Origin of the sequence: Klebsiella sp. CN_Kp113, assembly GCF_040064585.1 — a bacterium.
Lineage (GTDB): Bacteria > Pseudomonadota > Gammaproteobacteria > Enterobacterales > Enterobacteriaceae > Klebsiella > Klebsiella michiganensis.
This window is the reverse complement of sequence record NZ_JBEAID010000019.1, coordinates 1-15,927: the sequence shown is the minus strand read 5'-3', so window position 1 is coordinate 15,927 and position 15,927 is coordinate 1. Positions and strand designations below refer to the sequence as shown.

Below are 15,927 nucleotides of genomic sequence, written 5' to 3'. Positions count from 1 at the left end.
TCAGTCATCCTTCAGGGGTTTCAGCGTCAGGCGGTTATGGCTGGCTTCAATAATGCGCGGTTTGTCGGGATCGAGATCGTCGCGCCTCAGCACCAGCTTCCAGTCATTCTTCACCATATCCGGCGCCCGGAATAACCCCACCACCGCGATAAACTGCGCCTTCTCGTCCATCGGCATATCCAGGCTGACGTCAGCGCCGGGTTTTACCACCAGGCTACGGCTGGCAAGCCGTTCGTCTCCGGCGGCCTCCTCGCTTTCCGTGACCAGCTGCTGATAGACCCGTTTATCGAACGCCTTGCGGTCACTGAGCTGGTAGACCCACACCATCACCGGCTGGGAGAGCGAGGTGTTCTCCCGCTCATCGGTGTTCAGTTCCACCCGGGCGGTAACGTCCAGATGCAGGACGTTTACCTGCTTATAAAATACCGATTTCACCGCCGATGAGGTGCTATCGCTAATTTTCTGCGTCAGGCCACAGCCTGTCAGCAGTAAAGGCATAAGAAGTAAACTCCATCGTTTAATCAAAGTGGTATGCAACACGCTGGTTTCCTTGTTGTAAAGTTGCAGACGGCATTCCGCAATAGCCGCCAGGCTCAATAGTAAAGGTGGCGGGGATATCGGGCGGGCTCTCCTCTCCCTCCACGCCCAGTATCCCCGTCATGCCGAGCATAAAGGGGGTTTCGCCCAGCACCGGCGCAGGCAGTAACCGGGCAGGAACGGTCAGCTGTATACGCGCTTTATAGCGCCAGCCGAGATAGACCCGCAGCAGGACCAGAAAGTCCTGATATATCTGCCCTTCCGGTAACCACCCCTGCGCCTCGGCGATATCGTCCGTGTACAGCGCAATCAATAGCTGGCTGCTGACCTCTGTCGTTTCGTCGCCCAGCACGTTATAGCCATCGAGCAGAAAATCGTCATTGCCGTAAAAACCCAGTGGATTGTTGATGAAAAACGTGCGCGGGCAGTGCGGCGTGACGGTGGTCCGCGTGCGGGGAGCCAGCAGACGTACCAGCGCCTGAATCCCCTCTTCGGTACGCGCAGGCAGGCGCATGATGCCGAGCAGCGCCAGAAAACGCGATATCGGGGTGGCGATATGCTTATCGGTACCCGGCATTCCCAGACCGATAAGGCCCAGCAGGCTCTGCGAGGTGCTGTCCCTGCCCCCCGCTTCAAACGTCGCCGGGTAGGAATATTTTCGCCAGATGCGGTAAAACTGCGTCAGAATGCGGTGGTTAAAGATATCGAGAAACGCCTCCTGCGCTTCGTGCCCTTCCCGCTGCTGGGCGATCTCGTCGAGCCACGCGGTGGGCAGCGGCGAGTCGACGCCGTAGAGCCCCATAAACGTCGTGCGCACCGTCGGCGGCGCATCCGGATGGTCTTCATCATATTCCACCGTTTTCAGCTCGCTGACCGGGAAGCCCATTCCCGGATGCGGGCGAAACCGTACCGGATCGTCCGCCGGATTCAGGGTGCTGCCCAACGGCGATGCGCCCGGACGACGCTTTTCCAGTAACTGGCAGAAGCGGTAGAAGTTGATGCGATAGATTTCCCGCTCAAGCCGGGGGCTTAGCCGGGAATGCGGCGGTTGTGGTTCTCCTGCCATTCGAGGCGCTCTCCCCCAGGTTGTAGTATCAGAATCAGATGGTTGAACAGGTGAATATCGGTATACAGCGCGAAGAAGCGGTTCAGCATCTCGCCGAACAGGCAGATATCGCCGTGCCCGGCGAAGCCGCTGCTGTCGAGGGTCACCTCAATCTGCACGCCGCGCAGAAAATGGCCCTGTGCAAAACGTTCCACCTCGCTATGCCTGACATCGACAATCGCTTCCAGGCGGCGGCGGTTCATCTCGTTATCGGTCCAGTCATAGAGGGCCAGCGCGCCGCGCAGCACGTCAGCGTTATCCATCATCCACAGGAAACTGCTGCCGAGATGGCTCAGCACCCGCCAGTGAAAACGATCGCGGTCCGGCGGGTAGCACGGCAGCGTCGGGGCGCAGAGGTTACGCACCTGAATGCGCGCGGTGGTGGATTTCACCACCGTGTCCAGCAGCGTACTCTGCAGCGCCCGGCGCGGCAGCTGGCCGTTGGTGCCGGTCAGGCTGAGCGACAGTTTTTCATTCTCCGGTACGGTGTGGTTATCAAACGCCTCGCCGCCGAGCGTCAGCCAGGTGTCGTGCAGCCCTGAAGGACCGGACTTTACCCGCGTATGGTAATAATATTCCGGCGCATCATGGCGCAGCATTCCTCCCTTGTGACGGAAGCTGGTGAACGGCACATACGTCTGGTGACCGGAGTGGCGCGAGGAGGTGACCGAATCCACGGAATAAATCTCGGTATGACCGTCCTGGACACGCATCGGGCGCAGCAGGTATTCGGTCTGTAACGAGTCCAGATGCAGCGGATCGGACTCCAGCGGAAACAGATTAATCACCGGCGTGCAGTGCAGGCGCAGATGTTTCTCCGACAGCGCATATTCATGCGGCCACTGTCTCTCCAGCACGATATCGATTTCAAACCACGCCAGTTCTTCCGGGAAATCCACATTTTCCAGGCCGCGCAGCGTCACCGACATAAACTTTTCACGAAAGGTAAAATACTCCAGCAGCAGCTGATAACCGCTGAAACTGCCGCACTCCGGCAACAGCGCCTCCTCCTTACTGAAACCGCAGACGGCAAAACGGGCGTCCAGCGGTCTGCGGTCAGCATCGCCGGGAAAGCGGATACCCGTTTTCGCAACCCGGAGCGTCAGCGCCTCATGCAAGGCGCAGGCCAGCGGCGCATCGCCATTCAGGTACAGCGGGATGCGGCTTAAATCGATGCGGCTCCAGTCTGCCAGCGGGCTGCACTCAAAGCGCAGGCGGAGAAGCGAGCGCCCATCCGGTTCCGTCGAGATCCCCGCCCGGGCGAGCGACAGGGGCTGCAGGGTCAGCGGCTGCGTCGTGGTGTAATGGCAGCGGGTGCGCTTTTCACCAATGGGCTGAGAAAGAATTCCAAAGCCTTTTTCAACGCGGACAGGTTCTTTCAGTTCACGCCAGTCCGCGGTGAACTCAACAATGGAGAGCGACGGAATGGTACGCAGGTAGTGTGGCCAGATCATGCTCACCAGTCCGCCGGTCAGCTCCGGCAGATCGTCGTCGAGCTTTTCGCGCAGGCGGCCCATCAGAAAGGCGAAGCCTTCAAACAGGCGCTCGACATAGGGGTCGCGCGCGCCCGCTTTGTCGAGATTTAAGGCCGCCGCCCGGTCAGGATGGGCGCGGGCGAATTCTTCGCCCGCTTCACGCAGGTAACGCATTTCGGCGTCAAAATAACGCAGGGTTAAGTCGTCCATAGAAATATGCTTTTAGCCTTAGAGCTACAGGAGGTGCGTTTAAAATGGGGAGAAGATCGCGATAGGTGTTTTCTGCAGCCTCAGATCGCATCAGTGTCATTGAACATTGAACATTGAAGCAATAAGTTGCGCGCCCTTACCTCATCACGCATCTTCTTGAAATCATCGTTGCCGGGGGGATCTCCGGCGGTTGGCGAGCAGAATATCAACAGAGGCCATTATTCACTCCCTTCCACAACGTCAGATTCATATTCATCCGTGCGGCCTGGCGCCGGGACACCGACGCTGAATATCTGCGACGGCAGACTGAAGTTTCGCAGCTTCAGCAGCGCCAGCGGTCCGTCGCCCAGTTCCGTACGCAGCAGCCACTGAAGCTGTCGCCTGTCCGGCGCGGTGACGCTCAGCCGGTACAGTCCGTCCCCCGCTTTCTGCCGCTGCATCTGCTCCAGCATCCGGATAACGCCCCACGGGCCACTGTGGTTTGTATACAGACGGGTTCCCGCCGCAGTCGTCGTCCAGGTCAGCATCGCCCCCGGTTTATTGATTACCCCCGGCCAGCGGAAGCTCTGCCAGTCGGCAACCTGGTTAAAATAGTGGAGTTTCTGCCCGTCAAGCGTCAGCTGTGTTTCCACCACTTCCGGCATTGCCACCCCCTGCAGTTCAAAGCTGATACCCTGGCTGCCGTCGGTAAACAGGATGTCGGACAGCTGGCTGAGCTGGTTCACCGCGTTCAGGAAGGCCGGGCTGAACGTCAGCCCCTGACTGCGGGTTCTGTCCGCCACCCAGGTGCTGCCCTCCCGGTGCAGAACGCCGCCCAGCTGCGTGCTGAGGAAACGGTCAATACGTCCGGTATCGCGGCGGATGAACGCCGCCAGCATCGGCAGCGAGGCGTCGCTCTTCGCGGCAGCAAAGGGATAACGCCCTTTAAACGCTGAATTCCAGTTCGCGACAACTGAGCGCTGCCACGCTTCGTTCAGGCTGGCCGCCGACGGCTGAAGCACCGTCTCCCAGGCCTGGGTCAGCGGCTGAACAAACATCGTCTGCCCGAAACCGCTCCACTCTTCACCGAGGCTTGCCGCCACCAGGCTGCCGTACTCCTGCGTGTCGGTCAGGTCAACGCTCTTGCCCTGGAAGACCGTCTGCGCCAGCAGCTGCATCATCGCCTGCGGGTCGGCGGCGTTTGCCACCTGCTGGAGCCTGAGGCGCACGCGGGTCAGACGCGTCAGGTAAGTCTGTAAACTGAACGAACTGTCCGCCGCCATCACGCTCTGCGCGCTGTTTTTACCCATAAGCTGCAGCAGCGGCCCGAAGGTGCTGTCCAGCGGCCCCGCCGGTCCGGCGGCCTGCTGGTCAATCACCGGCCGGTCATCACCGCCCAGCAGGTTTTTCGCCGATTTCACCAGCGATGCGGAAATGGCCTCTTTCTGCTGCCCGGTCTGCCCCTGGTAAGCCAGGGTGTTCATCAGGGCAATCAGCGGCGACTGGCGCACGTCCCCGGCCAGCGTTAACTGGTCGGTGACGTCTGCAATATTGTGCGCCGGGTTCAGCCGGATACTGTTGAGGAAGTTCAGCCAGGCACCGGCAAAATCGGTGAAGTAGCGCGCCGTCAGGCGCTGCTTCAGCGCCTCCGGGGAGACGTCGCCGGACAGCGTTTTACGGCTATCGCTCAGCACCCAGTCGATTTCATCGCGCCGCGACGCCACGGCGTTATCAATGGCTTCCTGAACCCCGCCCTCCCACGCCTGGCGGGTGAACATCCCCGGCACCGACTCCGGCGTGCTGAACAGGCGACCGGCGTCGGTCTGCGGCGTCATGTCCTCCAGCGTCATGTCCGCGTAGCTGCGGCGCACCCGGGTGAGCATGTTCTCATACAGCGTACTTTCCGCGTTGCGCCGGCCAATCTGCTCCAGCAGCACCTGACGTACCCGGGTGACCAGCTGCCTGTCCGGCGTGATTTTCCAGGCAGGCTGCGACGGCAGGCTCTGCATGTAAAAGGCGTGAAGGTCCGGGGCGATACTCTGCCACAGCGCCGGGGAGAGTCCCGGCCGGGATGGCGCGGTGGTTGTCATCACCTGCGCGTACAGGGCAGCGTCGGCTTTGTCCGGGCGCGCCATCATCAGGTATGCTTTCAGCTGGTCGTAGCCCGCCTTAGCTGACGTGGCGCGCTGCGGGCTGCGCGGCGGCAGGTTCGCCAGGACGGTCAGTTTCTGCGTCAGCGCCTGCATGGCCGCATCGCGTATCAGACGGTTACTGGCCTGGCCGTACCAGGGCATCAGGGCGGCGGAGAGCGGCGCATTGTGGTCCAGCCCGAAGCGCTGGTACCAGGGAGCGCCATTCGCCTGTTGCGTCTGCAGGCGCCCGATATCGTTACGCAGGGCCTGCAGCGCCATCAGCTGCGGGTCGTTAACTGCGGGATGATTCACCAGCTGCTGCGCCCGCGCCGCCGCGCTGACGATATGGTGGCGGTTAACGGCAAAGGAGACCACGATGCCCGCCCCCCACAGGGCAATCAGCGTCAGCAGGGTGACGCCCGGCGTTCGCTGCCACGGCATCCCTGCCCGCACGCCCCGCGCCTGAGCGCAGTCCGCCGTCACGCCCTGCCAGACAGCCGGAGCGGACCAGCGGTGTTCATGGCCCGCGACATTATCCTCAGGGGCCAGCGACGGGCTGAACATCAGGCCGCGCAGCGGAACACGCTTCAGGTGCTCCGTCAGCCACGGCGTCAGCAGCGTTTTCCAGTGGGCTATTCCCTGTTTCTCCAGCTGCCGGCCGAAACGTAACAGGAAATCGTGCGACGGCCCGGCGCACAGCTGCTGTATTCCCCTTTCGCGCAGGGATGGCAGGATAGCGCGGAGCTGGCGCTCCACCCCCGCCGGCGTGGCGCGGGCCGGGAAAAGCGCCCCTACCGTCTGGGTGACGCGCGCATCCTGCGACCAGTCGCTGTCAGTCACCTGCCACAGGTACACCGGCGGCTGCCAGCGCAGCGCCTCCCCGACCTGCTCCAGGGTGCGAAGATGGTTGTCCAGCGTACCGGCGGTGGTCTGTCTCTCATCCAGCGCCAGCACGATGCCGTCCAGCGGACGGCTGCGGCGCAGCTTACGCAGGGCGGTCAGGCGCCCGGTGTCCGGCGCCGATGACAGACTGCCGCCATAAATCAGCACCGTGCGGCGGCCTTCGAGCCACTGTTTTTCCGCCAGACCGGGGGCGATGGCGGCGATGTGTTCGGGTTCGCCACAGACCAGCAGCAGGCGGACCTGACTGCGCCAGAAAAGGTTGTAGCGACGGCGGAGGTGGGCTTTCAAATGCCGAATGCTGGCAACGGTCGAGGATTCTGCCTCACTTCGATGCTGTATAAAATCGGTTTTATTTCCAGATGAGAGGAATTTAGCCTGGCGGTAAGCGTTTTTACCAAACAAATATGTCGTAATAAAAAAAATGATAATAAAGAGCAGTAATCCACCCGTTAGTACCAGAGCTAATATAAATAGCCGCTCAAACCAGATAGAGTCTGGAGAAATCCCCAGTATAGTCGGTTCACTCCTGAGGATAAGGCATGCTGCAATTCCCAAGCATAAAAGAACAAACAAGATAAACCACAACTGAAATGTTGCGTTTTTTATTCCCTGTAAAATACGTTTCACCTTTTCTCCCGACATAAAATAACTGGATAGAGAAACATCAGCAATGACTTACAACTTAAATAACACGAGGATAATAAATTCGAAGCTACAACTGTGCTTGAGGCCTGACGACCAACGACCACAAGAAATCATCATGTTCAGACATACTGACAATCAGCTGCGGTGAGGAATATCTGTGATTACCAGAAGCCAAAGCAATAGCAAGCCACGGCGATACACTCCCCGTAAAACCACTCTTCATGTCAATATCGATCAACTTCGCCTTTGTATCATTCAATGGCAAACCGAGATTATTAGCAACCTGTGTTTTCTCTTTATTTTTCGCCCCCATTCCTGCTAACCAGAGATATTCGATATTTTCGAGATTGCTCTTCCCCCATAACAATGACTGCATCACTGATGCATTTAGTCCTGCATGAGTTGTTTTTTCCGGCCTGTGAATATGAGCTATATAATTTTTCAGTTGTGAATCGGCTTGTGTGGCGTTTAAAAGCAATGCCACTGCAGCTTCCCCTTCTCCATTACGTAATTTTGTTTTTAATTTCATTGACAAAATCAATAGAGTTTCTATAGTTCGATGTTTATCCAGCCAATTATCAATATCGGTCAATCAAAATTGGGAGGAAAACAAAACTTGCGCATGCTCAGGCACATGTAATTTAATTTCCTCCTGAATATCTGAAATAGTATCTAACGCTAATGCAATATCACTATCGAGCTGTAAAACCACAGTCAACCGTTTTGAAGCCTTACACTTCATTAACGCTGTCTGTAACGTTACGTCCTCAAGAAGTAAGGTTAGCTCCCTGACTATTCTGATTGATAGAGGCAACCTGGCATCGCCAAAACGGGTTTGATAGCTCACTATTTGCGTGACTTCATCCACCACTGTGGGTAACTCAACTCCCCCGGGTATTATAAATTGGTCCGTCATGACACCAGACGTTACAACGTGTGGTAAATGCGTACATACAGCTTCCAGCGTCAGATAACGCTGCCCACGCTGAATTTCATTCTCAATATCTTTTTCCCGTTCATGATTCCAGCCATCAGAGAACCATACAGATGTCAAATAACATAGCCAGCGAACACCAAATATAAACAACCATATTATAAATGGTAAGCTGATAAAACAGTTCCAGAATAATCCCCCTCGTACTATGCTATGTGAAGGCCACCACAATGAGGTAAAAAGCCCACCACAAACAATGAAGACAAGCAGAACAACCGACCATCGTTTTACGGACGGAGGTAATTTCTGCTTAGTTGCGGGAGGAATCACAGAGAGATCAACAGGCATTATTTACTCGTTGTAGCGCAGCTTAGTGAGGTAATTAATGTGCAACAGCAAGTACATTTATAATTATGAAATGCAACGGGTACGCCATTATCTTTCATAGTAGGGTGGCCTTCCGCTATATATGATGGACTATGCCCTTCTATGGGACAACTTACCGCATCGCCTAAACGCGCCACACCCACCCCCTGAAATTTCATGGTCCCGGAACCGGACAGCACCTGACCACCATGCGTTGTTTTATCGCCAATACGAACGATGCCTTTCATTTCTTCACCTCCATCATGGCGCGTTTTTTATCCACCATGCTGTGCGACTTGTCCATTCCCAGCATCCAGCGCCAGAGTGAACGGGGATTCTGCGCGGCACTGATATCCCAGGGATCGTCCGGCGCAATCACACAGCTGGCCTCGACTTCCTCACTCCAGCGCGGGATCCGGCAGGTGTACATCGCAAATATCCGGAACGGCCAGGCCGTCAGATACAGCGCCATCAGAAAGGGCACCACAAAAAACGGCGCCCCGTAGGTGGCGCTGAACATCAGATACCAGTAGCCAAAAAATATTCCTTCCCGGCATACCTCCACCGGCGGCATCAGTTTCAGCACGCCGGCAACCGCCTCCGGCCCTTCTGCCATATAGCGGCGCACAAATTCCCAGTTGCGGTACAGGTCTTCACGCCGCGGAGCGGAAACCGACAGCGTGAACGTTTTCAGCACCGTTTTGCGATCTTCCGCCAGCACATGTCCGCGAATATCGTAATTCTTCCGCTTAAATCTTGTTTTTGTATAACATCCAGTCGTAAAGAAAATGTCTTCCCAGGGGGCACTGTAAACCTCCCCGTCCACGCTGAATACATGCACCAGTCTGTTTTTCCTGTCAAACCTGACCGGATAATGCGTCCAGCGAAAACATTCAACTCTGAGCATTAAATAACAGAACAAAGAGGCCAGAATTGACACAAAAAGAGCAATAAAACCGATGGTATAAAACCATCCGTCATAATCCTGCTGCAAAAAAAAATGAACAAACATATTACAGGGTATATAAATTACACCTGCGGCAAAAAGCACAAGTAATGCCAGTGACGGTACGGTTAAAAATCCTTTTATCGCATACCACTTATCCACCACCTCTATATAACCTGAGCTGAGATGAATCACCGCCGCATCATCCATGATTTTCTTGTCACCCAGGTCTATTTTTTCATTCTGATATAATTGATTAGCCCGTTCATCTTCAGTCAGTACAGGTGAGGCCCGGTACTTGTATTTAATCATTAACCCATCATAATCCATTTTTTATCCTGCCCGCATAATGTCTTTCAGAATCTGCATTTCACTCTGAAGCGTCTGAGACTTTTGTCACAGCCATCATGGCGCGTTTTTTATCCACCATGCTGTGCGACTTGTCCATTCCCAGCATCCAGCGCCAGAGTGAACGGGGATTCTGCGCGGCACTGATATCCCAGGGATCGTCCGGCGCAATCACGCAACTGGCCTCGACTTCCTCACTCCAGCGCGGGATCCGGCAGGTGTACATCGCAAAGACCCGGAACGGCCAGGCCGTCAGATACAGCGCCATCAGAAAGGGCACCACAAAAAACGGCGCCCCGTAGGTGGCGCTGAACATCAGATACCAGTAGCCAAAAAATATCCCTTCCCGGCGTCCCTCCACAGGCGGCATCAGTTTCAGCACGCCGGCGACCGCTTCCGGCCCTTCCTCCATATAGCGGCGCACAAATTCCCAGTTGCGGTACAGGTCTTCACGCCGCAGGGCAGAAACCGACAGCGTGAACGTTTTCAGCACCGTTTTGCGATCCTCCGCCAGCACATGTCCGCGAATATCGTAATTCTTCCGCTTCGTTAATTTATAAGTCACGCAATCGCCGGTGGTGAAAAAGATATCTTCCCAAGGGGCGCTGTAAACCTCCCCGTCCACGCTGAATACATGCACCAGTCTGTTTTTCCTGTCAAATCGGACGGGATAATGCGTCCAGCGGAAACATTCAACTCTGAGCATTAAATAACAGAATAAAAAGACCAGAATTGACACAAAAAGAGCAATAAAACCGATGGTATAAAACCATCCGTCATAATCCTGCTGCAAAAAAAAATGAACAAACATATTATAGGGTATATAAATTACACCTGAGGCAAAAAGCACAAGTAATGCCAGTGACGGTACGGTTAAAAATCCTTTTACCGCATACCACTTATCCACCACCTCCATATAACCCGAGCTGAGATGAATCACCGCCGCATCATCCATGACTTTCTTGTCACCCAGGTCTACTTTTTCATTCTGATGTAATTGATTAGCGAGTTCATCTTCTGTCAGTACAGGTGAGGCCCGGTACTTATATTTAATCATTAACCCATCATAATCCAATTTTTATCCTACCTGCGTAATATCGTTCAGACTCTGCATTTCAATTTGAAGCGTCTGATGAGGTTCAGGGGGAAGTCCTTCTGGCGTTACTCCCCACATCGTTTTCTCCAGCCATTGCTGCAGCTCATTGGTCTGTTTCCTGGAAATATAAAATGCCGCGACCAGAAGCACGGCTGCCATTACTCACCCCAGCGTAAGGCCAACAATTTCCGTACGTACTCCAAGTGATGACCCTGGCCCGGTGCCTGCGCCGTACCGCTGGTCATCGCAAAACTCCACCACGTCAATGTTCAGCCAGGTGTCGGCGGCGAAGCGGAACCAGATACCGACCTCACCCAGCAGGCGGGTGATAAAGCGCAGGTCCTCCTCGCCGTATTGCATCACCTGCTCGCGACGCGGATACGCCTGTGCCAGGGTGAAGACACAGTCCTCTCAGCGCATAGCGTGGCGGGTATGCAGGATATCCTGAATGCCGCTCATAATTACCAGCCCATATCTGCACAGGCATTTTTACTGCTATACCAGGTTGCAAATATGCCAATAACGCCCCCCACAATGAGTGGGGTAAAACTACCGGCAATAAATCCCCATAAGGAAAATGGGTTCTTCGAATCAAAAAAACTAAACTGGTACACCCAAAAAGAAAGCATCAGAAGGATTCCGGACATTCCCCCAAAAAGCCAAGGTTGGGTGTGTTCAAATCCTTTAAAATCATCTGGTTCAGGAGGTTGTCTGGACGACAATGCCGCGATGCTAAACTGATTATTTTCTGACACAGCAACAAGTTGCCCACCCTGCGCATATTTTACCGCGTCAGCAGCCAGTGCGAGTGCAAGCCACCGGTATCCGGCGCTTCTTTCACCCAGTGATGCCTCAATATCCAGTCGTTCAGGAGCCTGTTTCTGCTCATCAAGCGCTTTCAACAGCGGATATTTCTCAGCCCGGGACAACCCTGTGTACCAGAGCGTTTTTGGTGAAACTACCGGTGCTGTTTGCAGATACACAGGGACTTTAGCCTCAATATCATTTACTCCCGCCATAGGCTGATAGAGGTAAACTGGTTTTTCACTTTCGATTTTGACATAACGGTTTGTGAGTAAAAGTGCACACGCACTTTCCATACTTTTTGAATCGCTATCATCACCATATATATCAATGATAAATATCAGGCGATTTACCCGGGAGGTCTCCGACTGTTTAATCCATGTATTTATAAGGGAATAATCAGGACATTCTGACAGATATTCTATCTGGCAGTCACTGTTGTGATTAATGTCAAATTGCCCTAACATTCGCTGTAATTCATCACAACAATACTCATCCCCTCCCCGTACCCATAACGTCGTCTTAAAACCACGATAGTTATGATTTTTTAGTTTGGTTGCCAATGGCCCAATTAATTCACCAAATATCTGTTCGATACGAGTATAATCAAACCCCTGTTCCTGCCTGATTTTTAACGGATTTTTCGGGGCCAGCGGGAATTCACCTTCCAGCTTCAACAGATTCAATGCAGGTTGTTCCAGTGGAGTGATCACAGACCATCCGGCAATAATTACATTTTTCCGGGCATATTGTTTTAAATGGTATTCCTGTGATAACGCGATAAACTTACGCATTTCAGCATAATGAACAAGTGCGCTTTTAAAAATATTAACAAAGCACATCAGTGCAGTAATAATTAAAAAAGGGAGCGCCAACGCCGGAAGAAAAAAAAGAGCGTCAATATGCTTATTATTCGGCCATGTTGTTGCACGAATGAATAAACAAAATGTAATGACGACTACATAAGTGAAAATGAGGAGCCATAATGAAATACCAGGGTTTTCCGCCTCTTTCTGTTTTTCATACAACCACCATTGCATCAGACGCCCCCCGCATTTGGTAACGTTGTTTTTATTGTACAACCGCACTCAGCCTTACAACCGTCAACCACCACACCACGCCCAAGCATTGTCCAGGATGGATGGCATTCAGCAATGATAAATGTCCCTTTATGTTCGGGGCAGATAACCAGATCGCCTTTTAATGCAACCTTAATACCCATAAACTCGACACCGGAGGCGGTAGATACATGACCGCCACTCACCAGCGGATCGTTAAGACGAATAATACCTCTCATTATATATCTGTTCCTTATTTCCCCACATCCATATCGCACCGCATATGATCCCAGCCCTGGTAATTTTTCACTTCCGGTACTTCGTCGGGAAGATCCTGATAGTTAGCTTCATGGCGCACAACCTTGCCGTCTAACCCTTCTTTGGTGAAATACACCCCTCCCCAGGCCCAGCCTGGATATTGCGGATCAATTCTCTGTACCGTTCCGTCATCAAGGGTGTAGGTAATCCCCGGACCACCGGGAAGAATGCGCGGATCATCAAACGGTTTTGACGACATATACAACCGGTGCTTCGTCTGCAAAAAGCCCTGGTCATTTACGACTGTGAAGGAAAGAATGTCGTCTCTCGGCGGTGATGAGTCACCATTCGGTTCGTTTTCTCCGGGAGAATATGTCGCCGTGGTCCAGGTTTTTCCGTAATCCTTAGATACTCTGAAAGCCCCTGGGTCCCAATTTGGGATAACAAGATAGCGTTCCGAAGGGTGCACAAATTTTTTGGTGAATATCCGAAAAAACTGGAAATATAGCTGTGAATGAATACCTCTTTGCGTATCCGTGTACCAGAGTTCTCCCTCACAGTTCCAGCCTTTGAGTTCCAGATAACGATGGTCGTCAAAGCGGTAAACCACCTGCATAGGTGGTTCTTTGGCACCGCATCCGCTGACCACCAGCATTGCCGCTAACACACTGCCTGTCATCTGAGTGAAATTCATATCAGTTCCCTTTCGTTATACCCAGCTCACGGTCCGTCAGCGTGTCCGGCCTGTCCCATTGCGTATTTGGTATTTCTTTATAGTCTTTCGCCAGATACCCCTGATGGTGCCCTGACTGGGGGCCACTACGTTATTTTCCGGCATCCATATCACACCGCATATGATCCCAGCCCTGGTAATTTTTCACTTCCGGTACTTTATCGGGAAGATCCTGATAATTGGTTTTATATTTGGCCGTGTCATTTACAAGCGCTTGTTTGGTAATATAATCCAGCCCCCAGGCCTTTCCCGGATATTGTGGTTCAATTCTCTGTACCGTTCCGTCATCAAGAGTGTAGGTAATCCCCGGACCACCGGGAAGAATGCGCGGATCATCAAACGGCTTTGACGACATATACAACCGGTGCTTCGTCTGCAAAAATCCCTGGTCATTTACGACTGTGAAGGAAAGAATGTCGTCTCTCGGCGGTGATGAGTCACCATTCGGTTCGTTTTCTCCGGGAGAATATGTCGCCGTGGTCCAGGTTTTTCCGTAATCCTTAGATACTCTGAAAGCCCCTGGGTCCCAATTTGGGATAACAAGATAGCGTTCCGAAGGGTGCACAAATTTTTTGGTGAATATCCGAAAAAACTGGAAATATAGCTGTGAATGAATACCTCTTTGCGTATCCGTGTACCAGAGTTCTCCCTCACAGTTCCAGCCTTTGAGTTCCAGATAACGATGGTCGTCAAAGCGGTAAACCACCTGCATAGGTGGTTCTTTGGCACCGCATCCGCTGACCACCAGCATTGCCGCTAACACACTGCCTGTCATCTGAGTGAAATTCATATCAGTTCCCTTTCGTTATACCCAGCTCACGGTCCGTCAGCGTGTCCGGCCTGTCCCATTGCGTATTTGGTATTTCTTTATAGTCTTTCGCCAGATACCCCTGAGAAGGAATTATCGTTGTGGCGTTCATATATTTATTCACCACCCCACACTCTTTTAACGAAGGAACAACTTCATCAGGTTTATTCATAAAATCCTTTGTGAGAGCAGTATCCAGTCTCCCGGTCCGGTAATACTCTCTCGCCTGCGGGTTTCCATTATGCACATCCCGCCAGTCAGCGCGGTGCAGCAGGGCTTCCCAGAATTCTCCCGCTTTGTAATCAAACGCCTTGCACTGCCCTATCGCCAGGTCAAATGCCATCGCCTGAGCAGGTGCAAACTCACTCATCACGATAGAGGAGTGCTGGCTGTAACCCACCGGATCTGATCTTTGCCACTCCTTTTCAAGATCTTCGCGTGAACGCACCCGGACCAGCATCAGGTTTCTGAAATCCCCCATCCCTCTCACATTTCCCTGTACAACCGTATAACCTTTCTCATCACTCAGTTGCTTTATTTCATCCGGCGTTAACGAGTGCCCAGGCTTCATGCCCGGGTAATAATCTTTATGCATCGGGAACACTACCATTTCCGTTCTGCTGATGGCATACGCTTTTGCCGAGTAGGAGATATACGCGTCCGGGCTGGCAGGGTCAATATACGATTCATACGGTATGTCACAGGTTTTCGGGTCGTCATCCGGGTGATTATCTTCCCCCTGTAACTTAAAAATGAAGGGGTCTGGCAGCTCTTCACCGTTAATTATCACATCGCTCGCGGTATAACTGGCATTCGTGGTAACGCCGTATGTAAAGTCGCCCTTACCCGGTGAAGGCATCTTAAATGGTTTGCTATCTGGTGGATCACCCACCCTGCCGTGCTGATAAAACACCCTCTGGTATAAATTAGGGATATTCCCGGCAATATTCTGCGGAATTCCCCGCCAGCCAAAACCCTGAATATTCCTCAGCGAAACCGTTCCGTCGTTCGGACAAAAATAGTTATACACCTTGCCGTTGTTGTTACGCCGATACCTCTTGTCTTTACGCAGCGGATTCTCTTCCGGCCTGCGCAGCGTACAACTCCCCTCCAGTACCTCAATGTCATCACCGGAAAGCTCGCCGCCTTTGTACTGTTCCGCCATCACGGCGCAGAAATTTTTGAACGTCTGCTGCCGGGCCTCGCTGGTCTGGTGGTGGCCAGACTGAGCATTTTCCATCAGCCGGCTTTCCAGCGAATACGGCGAGTGGTTCAGAATCACGCAGTTGGCCGGACTGTATCCTGCCTGTTTGACCAGCATATTCGCCAGCATGGTGATGATCGTACCCTGACTGTGGGCCACTATGTTAATCACATCATTCTGTGTTACAGGCTCACGTCGGATAGTCAGAATCAAATCCGCCAGCCGCTGGGCGGCAAAAAACTGATAAATACGGTGCGGATTGGGAAAAATCGGGTGCGTATAGTCACCACCGTTCAGATAGAGTGTGCTAAACCCCCCCGCGGCCACCGCCCGGGGGGGGGGGGGGGGGGGGGGGGGGGGGGGGGGGGGGGGGGGGGGGGGGGGGG

The 15,927-nt window shown here is 53.4% G+C and carries 15 protein-coding genes and 1 pseudogene; all 16 read right to left on the bottom strand.

From position 1 onward, the window contains the following. The gene (gene tssJ, locus ABLV30_RS11675) at positions 1-540 is read right to left on the bottom strand and encodes a type VI secretion system lipoprotein TssJ (RefSeq protein WP_265799720.1); all 540 of its coding nucleotides are present in this window, start codon (positions 538-540) and stop codon (positions 1-3) included. Continuing rightward, on the bottom strand, positions 518-1,603 hold the full coding sequence (gene tssG, locus ABLV30_RS11670) for a type VI secretion system baseplate subunit TssG (protein ID WP_265799718.1): 1,086 nt from the start codon (positions 1,601-1,603) through the stop codon (positions 518-520). The genes tssJ and tssG overlap by 23 nt, the downstream gene beginning before the upstream one ends. Beyond that, the gene (gene tssF, locus ABLV30_RS11665; protein ID WP_049080650.1) at positions 1,567-3,327 is read right to left on the bottom strand and encodes a type VI secretion system baseplate subunit TssF; all 1,761 of its coding nucleotides are present in this window, start codon (positions 3,325-3,327) and stop codon (positions 1,567-1,569) included. Before tssF ends, tssG begins: the two co-directional genes overlap by 37 nt. A 218-nt stretch (positions 3,328-3,545) precedes the next feature. Beyond that, positions 3,546-6,845, bottom strand: coding sequence for an ImcF-related family protein (locus ABLV30_RS11660; protein WP_348865603.1), 3,300 nt, complete (start codon positions 6,843-6,845; stop codon positions 3,546-3,548). Positions 6,846-7,053: 208 nt separating this feature from the next. After that, on the bottom strand, positions 7,054-7,515 hold the full coding sequence (locus tag ABLV30_RS11655; RefSeq protein ID WP_148675438.1) for a hypothetical protein: 462 nt from the start codon (positions 7,513-7,515) through the stop codon (positions 7,054-7,056). Positions 7,516-7,578: 63 nt separating this feature from the next. Then, positions 7,579-8,268, bottom strand: coding sequence for a hypothetical protein (locus tag ABLV30_RS11650; RefSeq protein ID WP_265799712.1), 690 nt, complete (start codon positions 8,266-8,268; stop codon positions 7,579-7,581). After that, positions 8,268-8,534 (bottom strand): PAAR domain-containing protein, encoded by a 267-nt coding sequence (locus ABLV30_RS11645; protein WP_219558245.1) that lies wholly within the window; start codon positions 8,532-8,534, stop codon positions 8,268-8,270. Before ABLV30_RS11645 ends, ABLV30_RS11650 begins: the two co-directional genes overlap by 1 nt. Beyond that, positions 8,531-9,562, bottom strand: coding sequence for a DUF6708 domain-containing protein (locus ABLV30_RS11640; RefSeq protein WP_148675440.1), 1,032 nt, complete (start codon positions 9,560-9,562; stop codon positions 8,531-8,533). Before ABLV30_RS11640 ends, ABLV30_RS11645 begins: the two co-directional genes overlap by 4 nt. A 40-nt stretch (positions 9,563-9,602) precedes the next feature. Continuing rightward, a complete protein-coding gene (locus ABLV30_RS11635) occupies positions 9,603-10,637 on the bottom strand; it encodes a DUF6708 domain-containing protein (RefSeq protein WP_265799708.1) in 1,035 nt (344 codons plus the stop codon). A 21-nt stretch (positions 10,638-10,658) separates the two neighbouring features. Next, complete coding sequence (locus ABLV30_RS11630; RefSeq protein ID WP_158413380.1) at positions 10,659-10,835, bottom strand: hypothetical protein; 177 nt, start codon at positions 10,833-10,835, stop codon at positions 10,659-10,661. Positions 10,836-10,910: 75 nt separating this feature from the next. Continuing rightward, a pseudogene (locus tag ABLV30_RS11625) lies at positions 10,911-11,126 on the bottom strand (contractile injection system protein, VgrG/Pvc8 family); the annotation flags it as partial. 11 nt (positions 11,127-11,137) lie between these two features. Beyond that, positions 11,138-12,520, bottom strand: coding sequence for a hypothetical protein (locus tag ABLV30_RS11620; RefSeq protein ID WP_265799705.1), 1,383 nt, complete (start codon positions 12,518-12,520; stop codon positions 11,138-11,140). Then, positions 12,520-12,777 carry a PAAR domain-containing protein gene (locus tag ABLV30_RS11615; protein ID WP_075208485.1) on the bottom strand — a complete coding sequence of 86 codons (258 nt, stop codon included), beginning with the start codon at positions 12,775-12,777 and terminating at the stop codon, positions 12,520-12,522. The genes ABLV30_RS11620 and ABLV30_RS11615 overlap by 1 nt, the downstream gene beginning before the upstream one ends. Positions 12,778-12,791: 14 nt before the next feature. After that, a complete protein-coding gene (locus ABLV30_RS11610) occupies positions 12,792-13,490 on the bottom strand; it encodes a sialidase family protein (RefSeq protein WP_265799703.1) in 699 nt (232 codons plus the stop codon). 130 nt (positions 13,491-13,620) lie between these two features. Further along, positions 13,621-14,319, bottom strand: a complete 699-nt coding sequence (locus ABLV30_RS11605; RefSeq protein ID WP_265799701.1) for a sialidase family protein — start codon at positions 14,317-14,319, stop codon at positions 13,621-13,623. 1 nt (position 14,320) lies between these two features. After that, entirely contained in the window at positions 14,321-15,868 is a 1,548-nt protein-coding gene (locus ABLV30_RS11600) for a hypothetical protein (protein WP_348865601.1), read from the bottom strand. Between the last annotated feature and the right edge of the window lie 59 nt (positions 15,869-15,927).

Coding starts and splice junctions, on each gene's coding strand:
- ABLV30_RS11655 (WP_148675438.1), bottom strand. CDS start 7,515: ATGAAATTAAAAACAAAATTACGTAATGGAGAAGGGGAAGCTGCAGTG.
- ABLV30_RS11635 (WP_265799708.1), bottom strand. CDS start 10,637: ATGATTAAATATAAGTACCGGGCCTCACCTGTACTGACAGAAGATGAA.
- tssG (WP_265799718.1), bottom strand. CDS start 1,603: ATGGCAGGAGAACCACAACCGCCGCATTCCCGGCTAAGCCCCCGGCTT.
- ABLV30_RS11650 (WP_265799712.1), bottom strand. CDS start 8,268: ATGCCTGTTGATCTCTCTGTGATTCCTCCCGCAACTAAGCAGAAATTA.
- tssF (WP_049080650.1), bottom strand. CDS start 3,327: ATGGACGACTTAACCCTGCGTTATTTTGACGCCGAAATGCGTTACCTG.
- ABLV30_RS11640 (WP_148675440.1), bottom strand. CDS start 9,562: ATGGATTATGATGGGTTAATGATTAAATACAAGTACCGGGCCTCACCT.
- ABLV30_RS11610 (WP_265799703.1), bottom strand. CDS start 13,490: ATGAATTTCACTCAGATGACAGGCAGTGTGTTAGCGGCAATGCTGGTG.
- ABLV30_RS11645 (WP_219558245.1), bottom strand. CDS start 8,534: ATGAAAGGCATCGTTCGTATTGGCGATAAAACAACGCATGGTGGTCAG.
- ABLV30_RS11630 (WP_158413380.1), bottom strand. CDS start 10,835: ATGGCAGCCGTGCTTCTGGTCGCGGCATTTTATATTTCCAGGAAACAG.
- ABLV30_RS11605 (WP_265799701.1), bottom strand. CDS start 14,319: ATGAATTTCACTCAGATGACAGGCAGTGTGTTAGCGGCAATGCTGGTG.
- ABLV30_RS11620 (WP_265799705.1), bottom strand. CDS start 12,520: ATGCAATGGTGGTTGTATGAAAAACAGAAAGAGGCGGAAAACCCTGGT.
- ABLV30_RS11615 (WP_075208485.1), bottom strand. CDS start 12,777: ATGAGAGGTATTATTCGTCTTAACGATCCGCTGGTGAGTGGCGGTCAT.